The sequence below is a fragment of the Bradyrhizobium sp. LA6.1 genome (genome assembly GCF_040547805.1).
Lineage (GTDB): Bacteria > Pseudomonadota > Alphaproteobacteria > Rhizobiales > Xanthobacteraceae > Bradyrhizobium > Bradyrhizobium barranii.
On the sequence record NZ_JBEPQK010000027.1, the window covers coordinates 1 to 18380 of the forward strand.

An 18380-nucleotide genomic window follows, 5' to 3' on the forward strand; every position below is an offset into this window, starting at 1 on the left:
ATGGGATCGAGGTCATCGCCAAGCCGACCGACCGTCAGCCCATAACCGCCGCCGCCTGACCGGCTCCGGCCGTCACCAAAATTTGGCGATAGCTCCAGTCGGAGTAACATAGACTTGAATATGCGCGTGCGTGCAAGGCGCGCAGGGTGAGCATATTGCAGAGAGTAGCGTAAGGGTAAGACCGATGAACCAGGTCGTCTTTCTGGTCGATGTCGACAATACGCTTCTCGATAACGATCGTATCCAGGCTGATATCAAGGCCTACCTCGAGCGCCGGTTCGGAGCCCCCTGTCGCGATCGGTACTGGGCAATTCTCGAGGAGTTGTTCGAAGAACTGGGCTATCGAGACTATCTCGGTGCGCTCCAGCGGTACCGCATTGAACACCCGCAGGACATGCACTTATTGTCCATGTCGTCATTCCTGGTCGATTACCCGTTCGCCAATCGGTTGTACCCGGGATCCCTGGATGTGCTCGAACGACTACGTCAGTGGGGCCCAACCGTCCTTCTCACCGATGGCGACGTCGTCTTTCAACCCCGGAAGGTCGAGCGCTCCGGACTTTCGGAGGCAGTCAACTCACACGTGCTGATCTACATCCACAAGGAACTCGCGCTCGAAAATGTTGAGGCTCGCTATCCGGCGCTGCACTACGTTCTGGTTGATGATAAGCCGCGTATCCTTGCCGCGGTCAAAGAGGCTTGGGGCAACCGCGTCACCACCGTCCTTCCCCGACAAGGACAATATGCGCATGACGCGAACGCCCTCGCCTCCTTCGCTACACCCGACGTGACGGTGGACCGGATCGGAGATCTCCTCGACTGTGATCTGGGACGTCTGCTTGCGCCAGCCCCACGACTCGAAGCCATGCGGAGGTGAAGCGATGAAGGGAACGCAAAAACTCCACGAACTCGGACAGAGCGTTTGGCTCGACAACATCACCCGCGACCTGCTGAACAGCGGCACTTTGAGGCGCTACATCACCGACTTGTCGCTGACGGGACTCACATCTAACCCCACAATCTTCGACCATGCGATCAAGAACAGCTCTCACTATGATTCAGCTATCCGCAGCAAGCTCTCGGAGGGAAAGTCGGGCGAGACGTTATTCTTCGAACTCGCAATCGACGATCTAGCCCAGGCAGCAGACCTGTTCCGTCCGATTTGGGACCGCACCAACGGTGTAGACGGGTGGGTCTCGCTCGAGGTCTCGCCCCTTCTCGCGCATGACACGGCCAGCACAATCGCGGCGGCCAAGGAACTGCATGCGCAGGCGAAACGCCCCAACCTCTTCATCAAGATACCCGGTACACGAGAAGGATTGCCCGCCATCGAAGAAACGATCTTTGCCGGCGTGCCCGTGAATGTGACGCTATTGTTCAGCCGGGAGCACTATCTCGCTGCCGCCGAGGCATATCTGCGCGGCATCGAGCGGCGGATCGCAGCCGGTCTAACTCCAAATGTTGGATCCGTTGCGTCGGTCTTCGTCAGTCGCTGGGATGCCGCCGTAGCGAACCAAGTGCCCGCGCAATTGCGCAATCAGCTCGGTATTGCAATCGCGAAACGAACCTACAAGTCGGCTTGCGAGTTGCTCTCCTCGGCTCGTTCGCGGCGCATCTACAACGAGGGTGGGCGGCCACAGCGCCTGTTATGGGCGAGCACAGGAACCAAGGATCCGGCAGCGTCTGATGTTTTGTACGTCAAGGCGCTGGCCGCGCCGCTCACGGTGAACACCATGCCGGAAGGTACGGTGAAGGCCCTGGCCGATCACGGCGAGATTGGAGAGATGTTGCCGTCCGATGGCGGTGATTCCGAAGAGGCACTCTCGCAATTCGCGAAGGCCGGCGTCGACATCGAAGCGCTAGCAGCGACATTGCAGGATGAGGGCGCCAAATCGTTTGTCAAATCCTGGAACGAGTTGATGAGTGTCATCTCCGCCAAGACCGAGGTACTCAAGAAGGCAAGCTAAATTCCAAGCGGGACAAAGGTCTTCCATGAACATACTGGTCATTGACGTGGGCGGCACCCACGTCAAGATCCTTGCCTCCGGCGAAAAAGTGAAGCGAGAAATTGACTCCGGGTCGACTATGACAGCCCGGCAGTTGGTATCGAGCGTCAAAAAGCTGGCCGATGGCTGGGAATATGACCTGATCTCGATTGGCTATCCGGGCCCGGTCGTGCATGACCGTCCTATGGCGGAGCCTCACAATCTGGGAAAAGGCTGGACGGGCTTCGACTTCGCTGCGGCATTCAAACTACCGACGAAAGTCATCAACGATGCGGCGATGCAGGCACTCGGCAGCTACCAGAGCGGCAAAATGTTGTTTCTCGGGCTAGGGACGGGACTCGGCTCGGCGATGATCGTCGATGGCATCGTGCAGCCGATGGAGCTTGGACACTTACCGTACAAGAAGGGGATCTATGAAGACTATGTCGGCGCGCACGCGCTGGAGGAACTTGGCAAGAAAGCATGGCGGAAGCACGTCGAAGATGTCGTTGAATATCTGGTTGCGGCACTCCAACCGGAGGACGTCGTGCTGGGCGGCGGCAACGCCAAACTATTGAAAACACTGCCGCCATTATGCCGGCTTGGGGACAATGCCAACGCATTCAAGGGTGGATTCCAGCTGTGGGACGGTCCGCCAAAGGGAAAGATCACTCGCTCGCGCAAACAAACTGCACAAGCCGCGATGGCGCGTTAGACAGGAGCGATGAATGGCAACGGCCACGAATACGGCCACCGAGCTTCCTGCCTGGCAGGCCCTGTCCGCCCATTTTCGGAAGATCGACCGCTTGCACCTGCGCGAGCTCTTTGCTCAAGACCCCAAACGCGGCGAGCGTTTGACGGTCGAAGCAGCAGGACTCTATCTCGACTATTCGAAGAACCGGATTACCGACGAAACGCTGGCTCTGCTGTTGCAACTGGCCCAACAGTCCGGGCTCCGCGCGCGGATCGATGCGATGTTCGCAGGCGAGAGGATCAACGTTTCCGAAAAGCGGGCCGTCCTGCACGTCGCGCTCCGCGCGCCGAAGGGGCAATCGATCCCGGTCGATGGCGAGGACGTTGTGCCCCAGGTCCATTCGGTGCTCGACCGCATTGCCGATTTTTCCAATCGCGTACGCGGCGGTGCGTGGCGCGGCCACACCGGGAAGCCAATCCGCAACATCGTCAGCATCGGCATCGGCGGCTCCGATCTGGGGCCGGTGATGGCCTACGAGGCGCTCAAGCATTACAGCGACCGCGCCATGACGTTCCGGTTCGTCTCCAACGTGGACGGCACCGATTTTGCGGAAGCGATCCGCGATCTCGATCCAGCGGAGACGCTGTTCATTATCTCTTCCAAAACCTTCACAACCCTTGAGACCATGACCAACGCCAGGAGCGCGCGCAGCTGGTCGCTCGCGGGGCTTGGGGGCGACGAGGAGTCGGTCGCGAAGCATTTCGTTGCCGTGTCGACAAACGCGAAGGAAGTGACGAAGTTCGGCATCGACACCTCCAGCATGTTTGGCTTCTGGGACTGGGTTGACGGTCGATACTCCATGGATTCGGCGATCGGACTTTCGACGATGCTTGCCATCGGTCCCGACAACTTTCGCGCCATGCTCGGCGGTTTCCATGAAATCGACGAGCATTTCCACACCGCGCCGTTCGAGCGCAACCTGCCGGTACTAATGGGGCTGCTTGCCATCTGGAATAATAATTTCTTCGGCGCGCAGACCGTAGCGGTGCTGCCTTACGAGCAATACCTGAAACGGTTTCCGGCCTATCTCCAACAGTTGACGATGGAGAGCAACGGCAAGCACGTCACGCTCGAGGGTCATCCTCTCAGCTACGACACCGGTCCGATTTATTGGGGTGAGCCCGGGACCAACGGTCAACATTCGTTCTACCAACTCATTCACCAGGGCACCCGCCTCATTCCCTGCGACTTCATTGCCTTTCACACGACCCTCAACCAACTTGGAGAGCAACACGACATGTTGCTCGCCAACGTCTTCGCGCAGGGCGAAGCGCTCGCATTCGGCAAGACACGTGACGAAGTAAGGGCAGAGCGATCTGCCGATTGGCTCGTTCCACATCGCGTTTTCGAGGGAAACCGACCGTCCAATACGATACTGCTGGAACAGCTGACACCCGCGGCGCTCGGCAAACTCGTCGCACTGTACGAGCACAACGTCTTCACTCAGGGTGCAATTTGGCAGGTCGATTCATTCGACCAATGGGGCGTCGAACTCGGCAAGGTGCTGGCGCAGCGCATCATTCCGGAACTCACCAGCGAAGCCGAACCCAAATTCGGCCATGACAGCTCGACCAATGCGTTGATCCGCAGACATCGCGCATTCAGGGACAAGTTGCACTAGACACTGATCTCGACACGCCACGTTAACAGCGCACGGGGAGAGATAATAACGCCGCAGCAAAAAAACAGGAGCCACTCATGCAACTCGGAATGATCGGCCTCGGCCGAATGGGCGCCAATATGGTGCGAAGACTTGTCCGGCATGGTCACCAATGTGTCGTCTTCGACATGTCGCCGAACGCCGTTTCGGAACTGGTGAAAGACAACGCGACGGGAAGCTCCTCGCTCTCGGATTTCGTGAAGAAGCTCGAAAAGCCGCGCGCGATCTGGTTGATGGTTCCCGCGGCCGTCGTGGATAAATCGATCGGCGATCTGCTGCCGCTGATTGAAGCCGGCGACACGCTGATCGACGGCGGCAACTCCTACTACATCGATGACATCAGGCGTTCCAAGGAACTGGCGCAGAAGGGCGTCAATTATGTAGATGTCGGTACCAGCGGCGGTGTGTGGGGTCTTGAGCGCGGCTACTGCATGATGATCGGTGGCCCTGACCAGGCAGTGCAGCGGCTGGATTCGGTCTTCAAGACCCTTGCTCCGGGTGTGGGCGAAATCCCGCGCACGCCGGGACGAGAGCGCGCCGCCGCCGGCACCTCCGAGCATGGCTACCTCCACTGCGGGCAGAACGGAGCCGGTCATTTCGTCAAGATGGTCCATAACGGTATCGAGTACGGGCTGATGGCGGCGTATGCCGAGGGGCTTGGTATCCTGCGCGCGGCGAACATTGGCAAGCAGACGCACGCATCGGACGCCGAAACAACGCCGCTTCGCGTTCCCGAGCACTACCAGTATGACCTGAATCTGCCCGAGATCGCAGAAGTGTGGCGGCGCGGCAGCGTGGTTGCCTCGTGGCTTCTCGACTTGACAGCAACGGCGTTGCTGGAAGATCCGGCGCTTTCCAAATTCGCAGGGCGCGTATCCGACTCCGGCGAAGGACGCTGGACCATCGCAGCAGCGATCGACGAGGCGGTCCCCGCTCCGGTGCTGACGACGGCGCTTTACGAGCGCTTCAGTTCTCGCGGCGAAGCCGATTTCCAGAACAAGCTGCTTTCGGCGATGCGCTACGAGTTCGGTGGACACCTGGAAAAAGGCAGCCAGTGAGAGACCCAGATGGCCTTGAGCGAACCCAGATCCGACGCATTGGTGTTTTTCGGCGCAACCGGCGATCTTGCCTACAAGAAGATTTTTCCGTCGCTGCAAGCCATGCTGAAGCGGGACCACCTCGATGTGCCCGTCATCGGCGTCGCGAAGGCCGGCTGGACCCTCGACCAGCTCAAGGCCCGAGTACGAGATAGCCTCGAAACGCACGGCGGCCTCGACGCCGCTGCGTTTGACAAGCTAGCCGGTCTTTTACGTTACGTAGACGGCGACTATGCCGATCCGACTACGTTCGACGCCCTTCGCAAGCAGCTCGGTTCGGCGCAGCGGCCGGCACATTATTTGGCGATCCCACCCGCATTGTTTGCAACCGTGGTGGAGCGGCTCGACACTGCCGATTGCACAAACGGCGCGCGCGTGATTGTGGAGAAGCCATTCGGGCATGATCTCGTCTCCGCACGCAACCTCAACAGGATTCTGCTCGCCAGGTTCGACGAAGATCACATCTTCCGCATCGATCACTATCTTGGAAAGCGACCTGTTCACAACATGGTCTTCTTTCGCTTCGCAAACGCGTTCCTGGAGTCGTTCTGGGACCGCAAGTTCGTGAGTAGCGTGCAGATCACGATGGCGGAGAATTTCGGCGTGCAGGGTCGCGGCGCGTTCTATGACCAAACCGGCACAATTCGCGACGTTATCCAAAATCATCTGTTTCAGGTCTTGGCCAATCTCGCGATGGAGCCACCGGCGCGATCGGACAGCGAATCGCTGCGTGACGAGAAGGCCAAGGTTCTCAGATCGATCCCGCCGATCGCTGAGAACGAATTGGTGCGCGGACAGTTTCGCGGCTACCGGCAGGAGCCGGGCGTTGCTCCGGAGTCGCAGGTGGAGACGTTCGCCGCGCTCCGGCTGGAGATCGACTCCTGGCGCTGGCAGGGAGTACCATTTTACATCCGTGCCGGGAAATCGCTTCCCGTGACTTGCACGGAGGTGATCGTACGCCTTCGTGAGGCGCCGCGGATCTTCCCCCATTGCGCCGCAATACCGAATTACTTGCGGTTTCGCATCAATCCCGACATGGCCATTGCTCTCGGCACGATGGTGATGGACGAGGATGATCGAGAAATCGGGGAGCCTGTCGAATTGCTGGCCAGCCGGCGCCCTGGCCCAGAGGAGATGGATGCATATGAACGCGTGCTCGGCGACGCGATGAACGGCGATCGGACGCTGTTTGCACGACAGGACTACGTCGAAGAAGCCTGGCGGATTGTCGATCCGGTCTTGAAGAAGACGACACCCGTCTACGAATACCATGCCGGAAGCTGGGGGCCTCACGAAGTGGACAAGAATGTCGCGCCGCCGGGCGGCTGGCACAACCCGACGGTACTGTAGCGCGGAGGTGAGGAATGTAGATCGAAGTGCTCCTCGATCCCGGCTCTGTTGCTCGATGGCGGCGGCTCGCTGACGATGCACGCACGCCGGTTGGCGCGCCAGCGGCCATGTAATCGACACCCGCGGGAGGAAATCAACCATGACCGACGTCGAACTCGACCAACTCGCGATCAACACCATCCGCACGCTGTCGATCGATGCAGTGCAGGCCGCGAACTCCGGTCATCCCGGCACGCCGATGGCGCTTGCTCCACTTGTCTATACGCTCTGGAACCGGGTCATGCGCTTCGATCCACAAGATCCGATCTGGCCCGGCCGCGACCGCTTCGTGCTGTCGAACGGCCACGCGTCGATGCTGCTGTGGTCGGTGCTCCACCTCACGGGCATGCAGGCCGTGAATGCCGAGTACGAAACGCTGGGCAGGCCCGCTGTCACCCTCGACGATATCCGACGCTTTCGCCAGCTTGGGAGTCACGCGCCGGGGCATCCCGAATACCACCTGGTGTCCGGCGTGGAAACGACCAGTGGCCCGCTCGGACAAGGCATTGCGACCAGCGTCGGTATGGCAATTGCGCAGCGCTGGCTCGCTGCGCGATACAACAAGCCTGACTTTGCCATCTTCGACTACGATATTTACGCCGTATGCGGCGACGGCTGCCTGATGGAAGGCATCAGCTCGGAAGCGGCGTCGCTGGCCGCCCACCTCGGCCTCGATAACCTGTGCTGGATCTACGACAACAATCATATCACGATAGAAGGCAGCACACAGCTGGCCTTCACGGAAGATGTAGCCGTCCGTTTCACTGGCTATGGCTGGAACATCCTGTACGTCAGTGATGCCAACGATATCGCGGGCATCGAACGGGCCTTGACGACGTTCCGCGACACGAAAGGCCGGCCGACGCTGGTGATACTCAGTAGCCACATCGGATATGGCTCGCCACATCGTCACGATACTGCTGCGGCACATGGCGAGCCGCTCGGTGTTGAAGAAGTCAAACTCACTAAACGCGCTTATGGTTGGCCCGAAGAATCGAATTTCCTGGTGCCTGACGGCGTTCTCGAACAATTCGCCGCCGGCGTCGGCGTGCGAGGCGCAGAAGCCCATCGCAAGTGGCGGGAGCTGTTCGCCGATTACCGTTCAAAGTATCCAGCCCTGGCGACTGAGATCGACCAGATGCAACAGCGCACGCTTCCGCAAGGCTGGGACCGCGACCTGCCGGTATTCCAGCCGGATTCGAAGGGCGTTGCGGGTCGTGAGGCGTCGGGAAAGGTCCTGAACGTTCTGGCGCAAAACATTCCCTGGTTAATCGGCGGTTCGGCCGATCTGGGTCCATCGACCAAGACGCTCTTGACCTATGAAGGCGCAGGCGATCTTCAGGCCGCCACACCGGATGGCAAGAATTTGCATTTCGGCATCCGCGAGCATGCGATGGCGGCAATCCTGAACGGTCTCGCACTGTCGAAACTGCGGCCGTTCGGCGCGACATTCCTGATCTTCAGCGATTACGCTCGGCCCGCGATGCGACTCGCTGCGCTGATGGAGTTACCGGTGGTGTTTGTTTTTACCCATGATGCCATGGGCGATGGTGAAGATGGCCCAACGCACCAACCGATCGAGCATCTCGCCTCAATGCGAGCAATGCCAGGTCTGACGCTGTTCCGGCCCGGGGATGCCAACGAAGTGGTTGAGGCCTATCGCTACATCATGCAGCTTCGTCATCGGCCAGCCTTGTTGGCGCTGTCTCGCCAACCATTACCGATCCTCGATCGCAGCAAGTACGCATCGGCATCCGGGGCGGCGCGAGGCGCCTACGTGCTCGCCGATCCTCCTGAGGGTAAGCCGGACATAATCTTGATTGCCACCGGCAGCGAGTTGAGCCTCGCGGCCGACGCTCATGAGAGACTTCGCTTGGATGGTATCCGCTCGCGTGTGGTCTCGATGCCGTCCTGGGATGTCTTCGAACGCGAGACCCAGGAATACCGCGATGCCGTCTTGCCACCTGAGGTCACGGCCCGCGTTGCGGTCGAGCAGGCGTCCACGTTCGGCTGGGAGCGGTACGTCGGGAGGACTGGCCGAGTCATTGGCATGCACACTTTTGGCGCTTCCGCTCCGCTGAAGGCGTTGCAGCAGGAGTTCGGATTCACCGTGGATCATATCATCGCAACGGTTAAGGCGCTGTTGCAGCCCTCGAAAGCCGCATAGCATGGACGATGTCGGGCAAACCGGTCCGCCCCCTTCGGCTGAGCATGCAAGGCTTGCCGACTCCTCGCCCGATACTCCCGGCGACTGGAAAGCGATCGGGCCTTACGTCAGTGATCGGGCTTGGGGAACCGTGCGCGAAGACTACAGTGCCGATGGACAAGCCTGGCAATATTTCCCCCACGAACACGCGCGCTCGCGCGCTTATCGGTGGAACGAGGACGGTCTTGCCGGCCTTTGCGATCGATCGCAGCGCCTGTGTTTTGCTCTCTCCTTTTGGAATGGACGTGACCCCTTCCTGAAGGAACGTATCTTCGGTCTCAGTGGTCCAGAAGGAAATCACGGCGAGGACGCTAAAGAGTACTGGTGGTATATCGACGCAACACCGACCAGCTCGTGGCTTCGTTGGCGTTACCACTACCCCCAAGCGGAGTTTCCCTACGCCTTGCTTCGGCAGGAGAACGCAAGGCGCAACAGGGACGAGCCCGAATTTGAACTCCTGGATACCGGTATTTTCGAAGGGGATCGTTACTGGCAGATCACGGCGGATTACGCCAAAGCATCACCTGACGACATATGCATGCGCATCAGCGTTCGAAACGCCGGCCCCGATCCGGCTGAGCTTCAGGTGCTTCCGACACTGTGGTTCCGCAATCGCTGGTCCTGGGAGGCTGGCATCGCACAGCCGATTATCCAGGCGGCTACTGAGACTGGCAACGTCGGCGCGATCGCTGAAGAAGAACTGCTTGGCCGCTGGCGCTTCACTGCCGGGGCGGATTCGGCCGGAAAGCCGCCGTCGCTACTGTTCTGTGAAAACGAAACCAATGCCCGATACCTGTATGGCGTCACCACTGAGCAGACGCCCTATCCAAAGGACGGCATCAACGACCATGTCGTTCACGGTGCGGCGACCGTAAATCCTGCGAGGCGGGGTACAAAAATGGCCTGCTGGTATCGCCTCAAAGTCGCCGGCGGCGAAACGGTCGAGCTCAGGCTTCGCCTGGCACGTGATGGACGCGACCAGGCCGCGAACCTCGGAGCAGACTTCGAGCGGATCCATACCGACCGGAGGCGCGAAGCCGACGAGTACTATACCGCGCTGACTCCTGACGACGCGAGTGAGGAGGAGGCCGTAGTAATGCGGCAGGCGTTCGCTGGCATGCTGTGGAGCCAGCAGTTTTACCATTACGACGTCGCGCGCTGGCTCGACGGCGACATCATAGGTCCGCCCGAACCACGTGCGTCCGGTCGCAACGCGGGCTGGCGCCATCTCAACAACCACGACATCATCGCCATGCCCGACAAATGGGAATATCCATGGTATGCCTCATGGGACCTCGCCTTCCATTGCGTGGTGCTGGCGCACATCGACCCCTCAGCAGCGAAACATCAACTGCTGCTGCTGGCACGCGAATGGTACATGCACCCGAACGGCCAGTTGCCGGCGTATGAATGGAATTTCGGAGACGTGAATCCGCCAGTTCAGGCGTGGGCCACGCTTGCGGTGTTCCGGATCGATGGTGGCACCGATTTCGACTTTCTGGCTCGCGCGTTTCAAAAGCTCTTGATCAATTTCACCTGGTGGGTAAATCGAGAAGACGCGTGTGGCGACAACGTGTTCGAGGGCGGCTTTCTCGGGCTCGACAACATCGGCCCGTTCGACCGCTCGCAAATGCACCCTGACGGCGATGTACTGGAGCAGTCGGATGGCACCGCCTGGATGGCTAAGTTCTGTCTCAACATGCTGGAGATGGCACTCCTGCTTGCCAACCACGAGCCTAGCTACGAGGACGTCGCGGTAAAGTTCTTCGAGCATTTCGCCCTAATCGCGGCCGCTATGAACAAGCTGTGGGACGACCAAGACGGCTTTTTCTATGATCGGCTTCGCAAGCGCGACGGCTCGACTTTCACGGTGCGCGCACGTTCTATGGTTGGACTGTTACCAATCTTTGCGGCCGTCCAGCTCGATGCGGCGCTGTGGGACCGACTGCCGATGTTCCGCAAGCGCGCGCGCTGGTACATCGAGAACAAGCCTGGCCTTACAGAATTCCTGCACACGCCTGCGACCAATGAACGCCCTCGGCTGATCTCGCTGGTGGGCAAGTCGCGCATGAAGCGGATTCTCGCGTGTATGCTCGACGAATCGGAGTTTCTCTCACCTTACGGGCTACGCTCGCTGTCGCGTTACCATCGCGAGCATCCGCTCGTCGTTAACATGGACGGACATGTCGCTCGTCTCGACTATGAGCCAGGCGCATCTCGGACCGCTCTGTTCGGCGGCAATTCCAACTGGCGCGGACCGATCTGGTTTCCGCTCAATTTTCTCGCGATCGAGTCGCTACGACATCTTCATACCAACCTTGGCGAAGATTTTACCGTTGAACTGCCGACAGGATCGCGTAGGCAGGCAAGTCTCGAGCAAGTGGCCGAAGAACTCGAGCGCCGACTGCTCAGATTGTTCCTCCGAGACTCAGACGGCCGACGACCAGCACTGGGATCGGATTCACGCTTCCAGCGCGATGGGGCATGGCGCGATTCTTTGGTATTCTACGAATACTTTCACGGCGATACCGGTGAAGGACTTGGCGCTTCGCATCAGACCGGATGGACGGCTCTGGCCGGTGCGCTGGTGGCCAATCGGCGGTTTCGAAGTGGTCGGAAGTAACAAACGCCAGCAGGACGTAGGTTAGCCTCTCAGCTCAACTCGGCGATCGCCACAGCAACCCAGGAGCGAAGCTGGTAAACGACAATGGAGGATCAACAATGAAGATCGTCGTCATCGGCGGCACCGGCCGACGAGTTCGTCGAGGCATTGGGTGGCGGTGGATGCCCTGCGAATCTTGCTGCCGTATGTCGAGCGCTATCCCGAAACCTACGGAGGGCTGACACGCTTCATCGTGAATCCATTTTGCAGCGATACAGTGATGCTGCGGAAATAGCAGCGAACAGAGCGCTTGTTGAACGGGTAGCAACCGACTTCGACCAGAACAGCGCAACTTCAACCGGATGTTCCGGGTAAGGGTCAAAACGCGAAAAACTCAACGAGAGCAAATTCAGTCCGCTAAGCCCCATTGAACGGACCTCAAGGGAGACTTCAATGATCCTCCCGTTGAAGAGATGCGCGCCAGATCGAACAGGGTATCGCGGCGGGGCTAAGATGCCTCGCGTTGACCATGATTTCGAGTTTACATTTGCCCAATCTGGGCGATGGCAGGGCAGTTGCAATGACGGCTCAGTCCCACAAGACCGCAGAAGAGGAGTACGAGGAGCAAGTTCGCACCCTCGTCCGTATCGTTTCAGCCTGCACTTTGGGGCTTCTCGCTTTCGCTGCGGGCCTGCTGATTGGGACCTTTCTGTTTTCGTGATCGAAGATGAATGACCGGCCCTCCGGGCGCGGTTCTGTTTGGTTTTGGCTTCACGAAAGTTACAAGTTTCGCTTTGCCATGGATTTCGCACGATCACATGCGCGCCGCTGGACGACAGCGGCTTGATCCATGTCGTACGTCGTTAAGTATCAGCTGTCGCAACCTGCCTCCTTCGGAGGGGTCGACATCGCCGGGCTGCAATAAAAGCGGACATCGGCCTAAGGGGCTGTTCTTCAGCCAACGTAGGGGGTAGAAGCGCCGCTCAACAAATGGAGCGGCAATGGCAAAAAAATCGAAGGAGATCGTTCGTCGCGAATACACTGCGGCCGACGTCAAGGAATTGCGCGCTCATTCGAAGGCTAGGACGCCTGTGGCGAAGATCGCAAAAGCGATGAAGAGAACTGAAGCGTCTCTTCGTCAAAAAGCGATGGCGCTCAGTATGCCGCTGGGGCACAGGCGCTAACTACAAAATGCGCGATACGTCAGCGGACTGCGTTCATGTCGCTGGGAGATCGTGATGAGAGCCGCGCTCAGGCGGTCCAGGCCGCAGCCGCCGCGGCGAGTTGACCGTGCGCACGCGATAGCGGGGGGAACCGCGCTCGCCGGTGGGTTGATGAAACAGGACGGCAAACTCAATTTCGTGGTCGTCGTCGCCAGTGGCGACCGCTTGAAGGAAGTCATGCTCGTGCCGCCCAAGGTGGGACAGCGGTCAAGTCAACCCTTGGCGCCGCCGATCGAGCCGACGCGCGCCAGCGTACCCGAGACCGCGATCTGGCCCTGCCCCACGCCCTGCGGGATGGTCCCGACCGTCGCTTCGTGGATGCGGCCGGGGTCGTCGTCGAACACGAGCTCGACGCGCGCGCCGGGCTTGATGGTCTTGAATCCGTTTGGGGGGAACATGCCCGTGATGAGGATATCGTCCGTGACGACGAACGACATTACCGATCGCGCCGGCATGGCGCGGTCTCCAACCGCCAGGGCCATGATCGTAACAACGCCGTCGCCGACGGCACGGATCGTTGTTTGCTCGAGCTCCCATTTGGCCCGGTCAAGCTGGGCCTGGATCTGCGCGACGGTCGTGTTGACCCCGCCGACCTCCGATTCCATAGCCAGCCGCGCATTCAATTGCGCAGCCTTGGCTGCCTGTAGCTGAAACCCGGCCGTTTCGTACTGCACCTGGATGTCTTGCAGGCGGAACTCGGTCTGCGCGTCCTCGCTGACGAGCTTGCGGTAATCGGCAAGCCGCTGGGTGTGATAGGCGAGCTGCTTGGACAGCCCCTCGACATTGGCAGTCGCCTGCTCGTAACTGGCAGTCAATTGCTTGACCTGCTGACGCGCCTGGGCGAGCGAGGCCTCGAGTTGGTCGACCTTGTACTGGAACGGCGCCGGATCGATGCGCAACAGCACGGCGCCGGCTTTCACCGGTTCGTTAGGCTTGACCGGAATGTCGATCACCTCGCCGGACACATTCGGCGTGACCTCCATGACGCGGGAAATCACAACAAAGCTTCCCGACGGGGTGAGATAGTTGAACATCGCGAGAAACACCGCGAGGATGAATGCACCGAACAGCCCTGCGACGGTGCCGGACGCCCAACCCCGTCGCACCAGCTTGAACCTGAAGAAGACGAGCCACACCAGGATCAAGTACACCGTCAGGATGATGAGCACGACTGAATTCCTCTATCTGCCGTGCACCGGGATTGCACACTAACAAGCCCGGTAGCACGGCAGTATCGGCCAAATGCTTGCATCCACGACACCGGCGCAAATCCGGTCTCTACGAGACGCGCTTGAGGACGGGAGGCTTCCACGTCCCCTCACCAGCCGGCAGAATCGACGGCGGCGTGGTTTTCGGCCAGTACAGCCGCATTACCACATAGATCGGACCATCCGGCGCCGGCAGCCAGTTTGCCTCCTTGTCCGCTCCCGGAGACTTGTTCTGGATGTAGATCGTCAGCGAGCCGTCGGCGCCGAGCTTCATGTTCGGCAGCATCGGCGAGTTGATCAAGTAACGGTTGATGGGGTTCTTCACCAGCAGCTGCGTCTTGCCGTCATACATCGTGACCGACCAGAAGGCATTGACCGGCGGCAGCTGTGCCGCCGGGAAGGTCAGCGCGTAGTTCGACTTGGAGCAGTCGAGTTCTTTGCCATCGGCGTCCAGTTTGCTGAGAGGATACATGGCCTCCACCGCGTCGTTGCCATAGATGCCGGCCTTCGCGGCTGCCGCGCGCAAGAGCCAGTCGCCATGAAAGAATGCGGCATCGCCGAACGACGCGCCGACGCGCCAGCCGTTGATGTCCTTGCCGAGGGTCGCGACGGCCTCGGTGACCTTGCGCTCGCCCTCCTTCATGCCGAGCAGGATCTCGGCCTTGTCTTCGAGCGACAGGCTGCGGAAGTCAAAGCTCTTGCCCGGTCCCACGCCGATCCGCGCCAGTTGCTCGCGAATCCAGCGATCCTCCGGCAGCGCCGGTGCGAATTGAAGCGCGAAATCCAAGTATTCGAAGAACTCGGTGCGGACGAGGTCCTTCTCGAATTTGGGGAAAGAAAGCGCCGGCGCAGGCGCGGGCGGAGGCTGGTTCAGGAAGCTGGAAAGTGGCTGCACCTTGTAGCCGGCGTGAACCTTCTTGACGGCCTCAATATCGGCCGGGTCGAACAGCTGTGTCCGGAAGAGTGCCAGGCAGAAATCGGTGGTCGAACGGAACACCTTCTTGACGCCGGGGGGCGTCACGCCGGTCCATCGCGGGCCGACAACCATATAGCTCCCGGCATCGCTGCCGGTGGCGCGTGTACCGACATAGCCGAAATTATACGTGTTAAGGTCGTTCAGCTGCAGCGCGTAGTAGCGCTTGGGATCAATCGCCGGCACCGAGAAGACAATGGGCTCGGCCCGCAGGTCAAGCCATGCGAGCGAATACGGCGTGTCGCTATTGGGCGTGATGACGGCAGTATCTTCGTAGGTGAAGACGCGCGCTTCGTTGAACAGCGTATTGAACGGCGCCTTGTACTGGCCCGACGACTTGTCGACAGCATACTCATTCATGACGCCATAGGCCATCACCATCGGCAGGCCATAGATGAAGCCGGCCTCGGCAATGTCCTTGACCTTGAAGAAGCCGGGACGCTCGGACGACTGGGCCCAGGCGTGGCTCGATTTGACTCCAGCCGCGACGACGGTCGCCAATGCGGCGGATCGCAAAAGACCGCGCTTGGTCAGCAGGTAAGAGCTCTGGATCGATCGCTTTTGCATCAAAAATACTCCATTTCCGTGGTGGACGGGTATCGCTCGCCAAGCGCCTCGTCCGCTTGTCATTTTGCCGAAGACGAGGTGACCCGCTATGCAGATTCGGCAAGCGCGGCCTCCGGCCGCGGAGCAATGGCCTGCAGCGGCGTCCAATCTATTGCCTGCGTTCGGTCTTCGAACCCGTGGTGCGCGCGCCAGACAGATCTAGAGCAGGCGCATCAGCCCGTAACTAGGGCGTGGACTCATTAGCACGCAGCCAAATTCGGATTGAGGCGAGTTTGACGAACGCGAGATAGTTAGCTGCGAGCTTGTCATATCGAGTCGCAACACGCCGACATTGCTTGATCTTGTTAAAGAACCGTTCGATCAAGTTGCGCGCACGATACAGATAGGGACTAAAGCAGATTGGGTCTTTCCGATTTCGTTTCGGCGGAATGTTCGCCCAAGCTCCTTGCTGTCGGGCAAGCTCCCTGATCCAGTTCGCGTCGTATCCACGATCCGCGAGCAACATTGTTTGTGGGAGCAACGCGCTGAGCAGAACCGAACACAGCCGATTGTCATGCGCTTCACCAGGCGTGAGGGCGAGATGGACCGGCAGGCCATTGGTGTCCACCACCGCGTGGATCTTACTCGTTAGGCCCCCTCGCGAGCGCCCTATATCTTGGTGATTGTTATCTGCGATGCAGGCTCCGTGCTGGCGCACCCGCACGACCGAGGTATCGATCATCTGCACCGCCGCGTCGTGACCTGCGGCCAGTGCATCCATGATCCGGTCCCAGACGCAGGCCTGCCGCCAACGGACAAAGCGATTATAGCAAGTGGTGCGGGGACCATAGTATGCCGGCAGGTCGCGCCAGGGAGCGCCTGAGCGCAGAACCCAAAAGATGCCGTTTAGGACGCGCCGGTCGTCAACACGGGGAATGTCACGCGGCTTGTTCGGCAGAAACGACCGGATGGCAGCCCATTCAAAGTCCGTGAGTTCATACCGCACGATTCGAGGCTCCGGTTTGGACGCTTGAATCACGTCCAACCCGATGCCTTCAACCGGCGAAAACCGGAGGACCGGTACTTCCGAGATTACCCTGTAAGCGGACATATCCCGGACATGCCAAAATCGACGCGAATGACCCACAGCGGACAGCACGAGAACCGGCGATCGCAACGCCTCCGTGACGGGAGGCGTCGAGATCTGCGTCTTCTATGAGAGCTTTTTCACGCCGGGTGGACGCCATGTCCCTTCGCCCGCCGGCAAGATCGAAGGTGGCGTAGGCTTCGGCCAGTATAGGCGCATCACGAGATAGATTTTGTCATCCGGCGCCGGAAGCCAGTTTGCTTCCTTGTCCGCACCGGGGCTGTCTTTTTGGATGTACAGCGTCAGCGAGCCGTCTGCGTCCTTTTTCATCGCCGGCAACATCGGAGAGTTGATGAGATAGCGATTGATCGGGTTCTTGACCAAAAACTGGCTCTTGCCGTCGTACATCGTAACGGACCAAAACGCATTCACTGGCGGCAACTGGCCGGGCGCGAAGGTGATGGTGTACTTGTGCTTGCTGCCGTCGAGCAGCTCACCGGTCGCGTCCTTCCGGGTATATGGGTACATCGCTTCTACGGCATCGTTGCCATAGAGACCGCCCTTGGCGGCGCCGGCCCGCATCGCCCAATCGCCGTTGAAGAAGGCCTCGTCGCCAAAGAACGAGCCGACATTCCAGCCGTTGATGTTTTTGTTTCCGCTGGCCAGCCATTTGTCGACCTTGTCGTCACCCTGCTTCATGCCCACCAGGATTTCGGCCTTGTGTTCGAGCGATAGATCCTTGAACGCGAAGGTCTTGCCGGGACCGATGCCAATTCTCGCAAGTTTCGCACGGACCGCTTTGTCCCTCGGCGTCTCGGGGACGAATTGCAGGGCTGCGTCAAGATATTGGAAGAAGTTATCCTTGATCCCAGCCGTGGTGGCGGGAACGAAATCAATCTTCGGCGCGGCGGGCGGGGCGGGCTGTTTGAGGAAGGCGGAAAGCGGTTGGGCCTTGTAACCCGCCTGGACTTTCTCGACGTTCGGCATGTCGCCGGGGTTGAAGAGCTGGGTGCGGAAAGCCGCGAACGTGAACGGCGTCGTCGATCGGAAGACCTGCTTGATCCCGCTGGGCGTTCCACCTTTCCAGTCGGGGCCGACCACCAGATACGCGCCAGCCTCGGTCCCCGTGGCTCGACTGCCGATGTAGCCAAAATTGTACGTGTTGCCGTCGATGAGCTGGACCGAGTAGTAGCGCTCCTTTTCGATCGTCGGGACCGAGATGACCATTGGTTCAGCGCGCAAATCCAGCCAAACGAATGAGTAAGGCGTGTCGCTGTTCGGCGTGATGATTGCCGTGTCCGCCGGGGTGGCGACGTGGTGCATGTTGTAAATTTCGTTGAACGGTGCCTTGAACTGCCCCGAGTTCCTGTCCACCGCATATTCTTGCATGACTGCATAATTCATCACGAGCGGCAAGCCGTAGATGAAGCCTTCTTCAGCGATGTCCTTGGCCTCTAACAGCCTGGGCCAATTGGCGTTGTTCTGCGCAATTGCCGGGGTGGACTTCGCCACCACGACGGCGAGCGCGGTCATTGCACCAGAGCGAAACAGATCGCGTTTCGTAAACATCAGAACAATTCCTTCCGGTTCACAGCTTGTGATCATGCGCGTTTGGGTAGCAGGAAATTGATAGCGCCCTGTGCGATGGTT

The 18380-nt window shown here is 59.6% G+C and carries 13 protein-coding genes; 9 read left to right on the plus strand and 4 right to left on the minus strand.

Features of this window, described 5'->3' with window-relative positions; genetic code table 11:
- Positions 1–184 precede the first annotated feature (184 nt).
- The 9 genes from ABIB99_RS40480 to ABIB99_RS40520 all read left to right on the plus strand — a co-directional run bounded on the left by ABIB99_RS40480 (position 185) and on the right by ABIB99_RS40520 (position 12877).
- Positions 185–877: an HAD family hydrolase gene (locus ABIB99_RS40480; protein WP_354181272.1), complete on the plus strand. Its 693-nt coding sequence runs from the start codon at positions 185–187 to the stop codon at positions 875–877.
- 4 nt (positions 878–881) lie between these two features.
- Positions 882–1967 carry a transaldolase gene (gene tal / locus ABIB99_RS40485; RefSeq protein WP_354181274.1) on the plus strand — a complete coding sequence of 362 codons (1086 nt, stop codon included), beginning with the start codon at positions 882–884 and terminating at the stop codon, positions 1965–1967.
- A 25-nt stretch (positions 1968–1992) separates the two neighbouring features.
- On the plus strand, positions 1993–2700 hold the full coding sequence (locus ABIB99_RS40490; protein ID WP_354134481.1) for an ROK family protein: 708 nt from the start codon (positions 1993–1995) through the stop codon (positions 2698–2700).
- A gap of 13 nt (positions 2701–2713) precedes the next feature.
- Entirely contained in the window at positions 2714–4360 is a 1647-nt protein-coding gene (gene pgi / locus ABIB99_RS40495; RefSeq protein WP_354181276.1) for a glucose-6-phosphate isomerase, read from the plus strand.
- 77 nt (positions 4361–4437) lie between these two features.
- A complete protein-coding gene (gene gnd / locus ABIB99_RS40500; RefSeq protein ID WP_354181278.1) occupies positions 4438–5457 on the plus strand; it encodes a phosphogluconate dehydrogenase (NAD(+)-dependent, decarboxylating) in 1020 nt (339 codons plus the stop codon).
- A gap of 15 nt (positions 5458–5472) precedes the next feature.
- The gene (gene zwf, locus ABIB99_RS40505) at positions 5473–6846 is read left to right on the plus strand and encodes a glucose-6-phosphate dehydrogenase (RefSeq protein ID WP_502917554.1); all 1374 of its coding nucleotides are present in this window, start codon (positions 5473–5475) and stop codon (positions 6844–6846) included.
- 139 nt (positions 6847–6985) lie between these two features.
- Positions 6986–9052, plus strand: coding sequence for a transketolase (gene tkt, locus ABIB99_RS40510; RefSeq protein ID WP_354181282.1), 2067 nt, complete (start codon positions 6986–6988; stop codon positions 9050–9052).
- Position 9053: 1 nt separating this feature from the next.
- Positions 9054–11714 carry an MGH1-like glycoside hydrolase domain-containing protein gene (locus ABIB99_RS40515; protein WP_354181284.1) on the plus strand — a complete coding sequence of 887 codons (2661 nt, stop codon included), beginning with the start codon at positions 9054–9056 and terminating at the stop codon, positions 11712–11714.
- A 980-nt stretch (positions 11715–12694) separates the two neighbouring features.
- Entirely contained in the window at positions 12695–12877 is a 183-nt protein-coding gene (locus tag ABIB99_RS40520; RefSeq protein WP_354181286.1) for a hypothetical protein, read from the plus strand.
- 251 nt (positions 12878–13128) lie between these two features.
- On the opposite strand, the gene ABIB99_RS40530 is transcribed toward ABIB99_RS40520, so the two are convergent.
- The 4 genes from ABIB99_RS40530 to ABIB99_RS40545 form a co-directional block, all read right to left on the minus strand.
- Complete coding sequence (locus tag ABIB99_RS40530; protein ID WP_354181288.1) at positions 13129–14085, minus strand: HlyD family secretion protein; 957 nt, start codon at positions 14083–14085, stop codon at positions 13129–13131.
- 109 nt (positions 14086–14194) lie between these two features.
- Positions 14195–15634: a DUF1254 domain-containing protein gene (locus ABIB99_RS40535; RefSeq protein WP_354181387.1), complete on the minus strand. Its 1440-nt coding sequence runs from the start codon at positions 15632–15634 to the stop codon at positions 14195–14197.
- Between the two features lie 253 nt (positions 15635–15887).
- A complete protein-coding gene (locus tag ABIB99_RS40540; protein ID WP_354181389.1) occupies positions 15888–16652 on the minus strand; it encodes an IS5 family transposase in 765 nt (254 codons plus the stop codon).
- Between the two features lie 204 nt (positions 16653–16856).
- Positions 16857–18299, minus strand: coding sequence for a DUF1254 domain-containing protein (locus tag ABIB99_RS40545; RefSeq protein ID WP_354181290.1), 1443 nt, complete (start codon positions 18297–18299; stop codon positions 16857–16859).
- Positions 18300–18380: the final 81 nt, after the last annotated feature.

Excerpts from the sequence above, each read along its gene's own strand:
- ABIB99_RS40520 (WP_354181286.1), top strand. The coding sequence starts at position 12,695 with ATGGCAAAAAAATCGAAGGAGATCGTTCGTCGCGAATACACTGCGGCC.
- ABIB99_RS40515 (WP_354181284.1), top strand. The coding sequence starts at position 9,054 with ATGGACGATGTCGGGCAAACCGGTCCGCCCCCTTCGGCTGAGCATGCA.
- ABIB99_RS40490 (WP_354134481.1), top strand. The coding sequence starts at position 1,993 with ATGAACATACTGGTCATTGACGTGGGCGGCACCCACGTCAAGATCCTT.
- pgi (WP_354181276.1), top strand. The coding sequence starts at position 2,714 with ATGGCAACGGCCACGAATACGGCCACCGAGCTTCCTGCCTGGCAGGCC.
- ABIB99_RS40545 (WP_354181290.1), bottom strand. The coding sequence starts at position 18,299 with ATGTTTACGAAACGCGATCTGTTTCGCTCTGGTGCAATGACCGCGCTC.
- ABIB99_RS40480 (WP_354181272.1), top strand. The coding sequence starts at position 185 with ATGAACCAGGTCGTCTTTCTGGTCGATGTCGACAATACGCTTCTCGAT.
- tal (WP_354181274.1), top strand. The coding sequence starts at position 882 with ATGAAGGGAACGCAAAAACTCCACGAACTCGGACAGAGCGTTTGGCTC.
- gnd (WP_354181278.1), top strand. The coding sequence starts at position 4,438 with ATGCAACTCGGAATGATCGGCCTCGGCCGAATGGGCGCCAATATGGTG.
- tkt (WP_354181282.1), top strand. The coding sequence starts at position 6,986 with ATGACCGACGTCGAACTCGACCAACTCGCGATCAACACCATCCGCACG.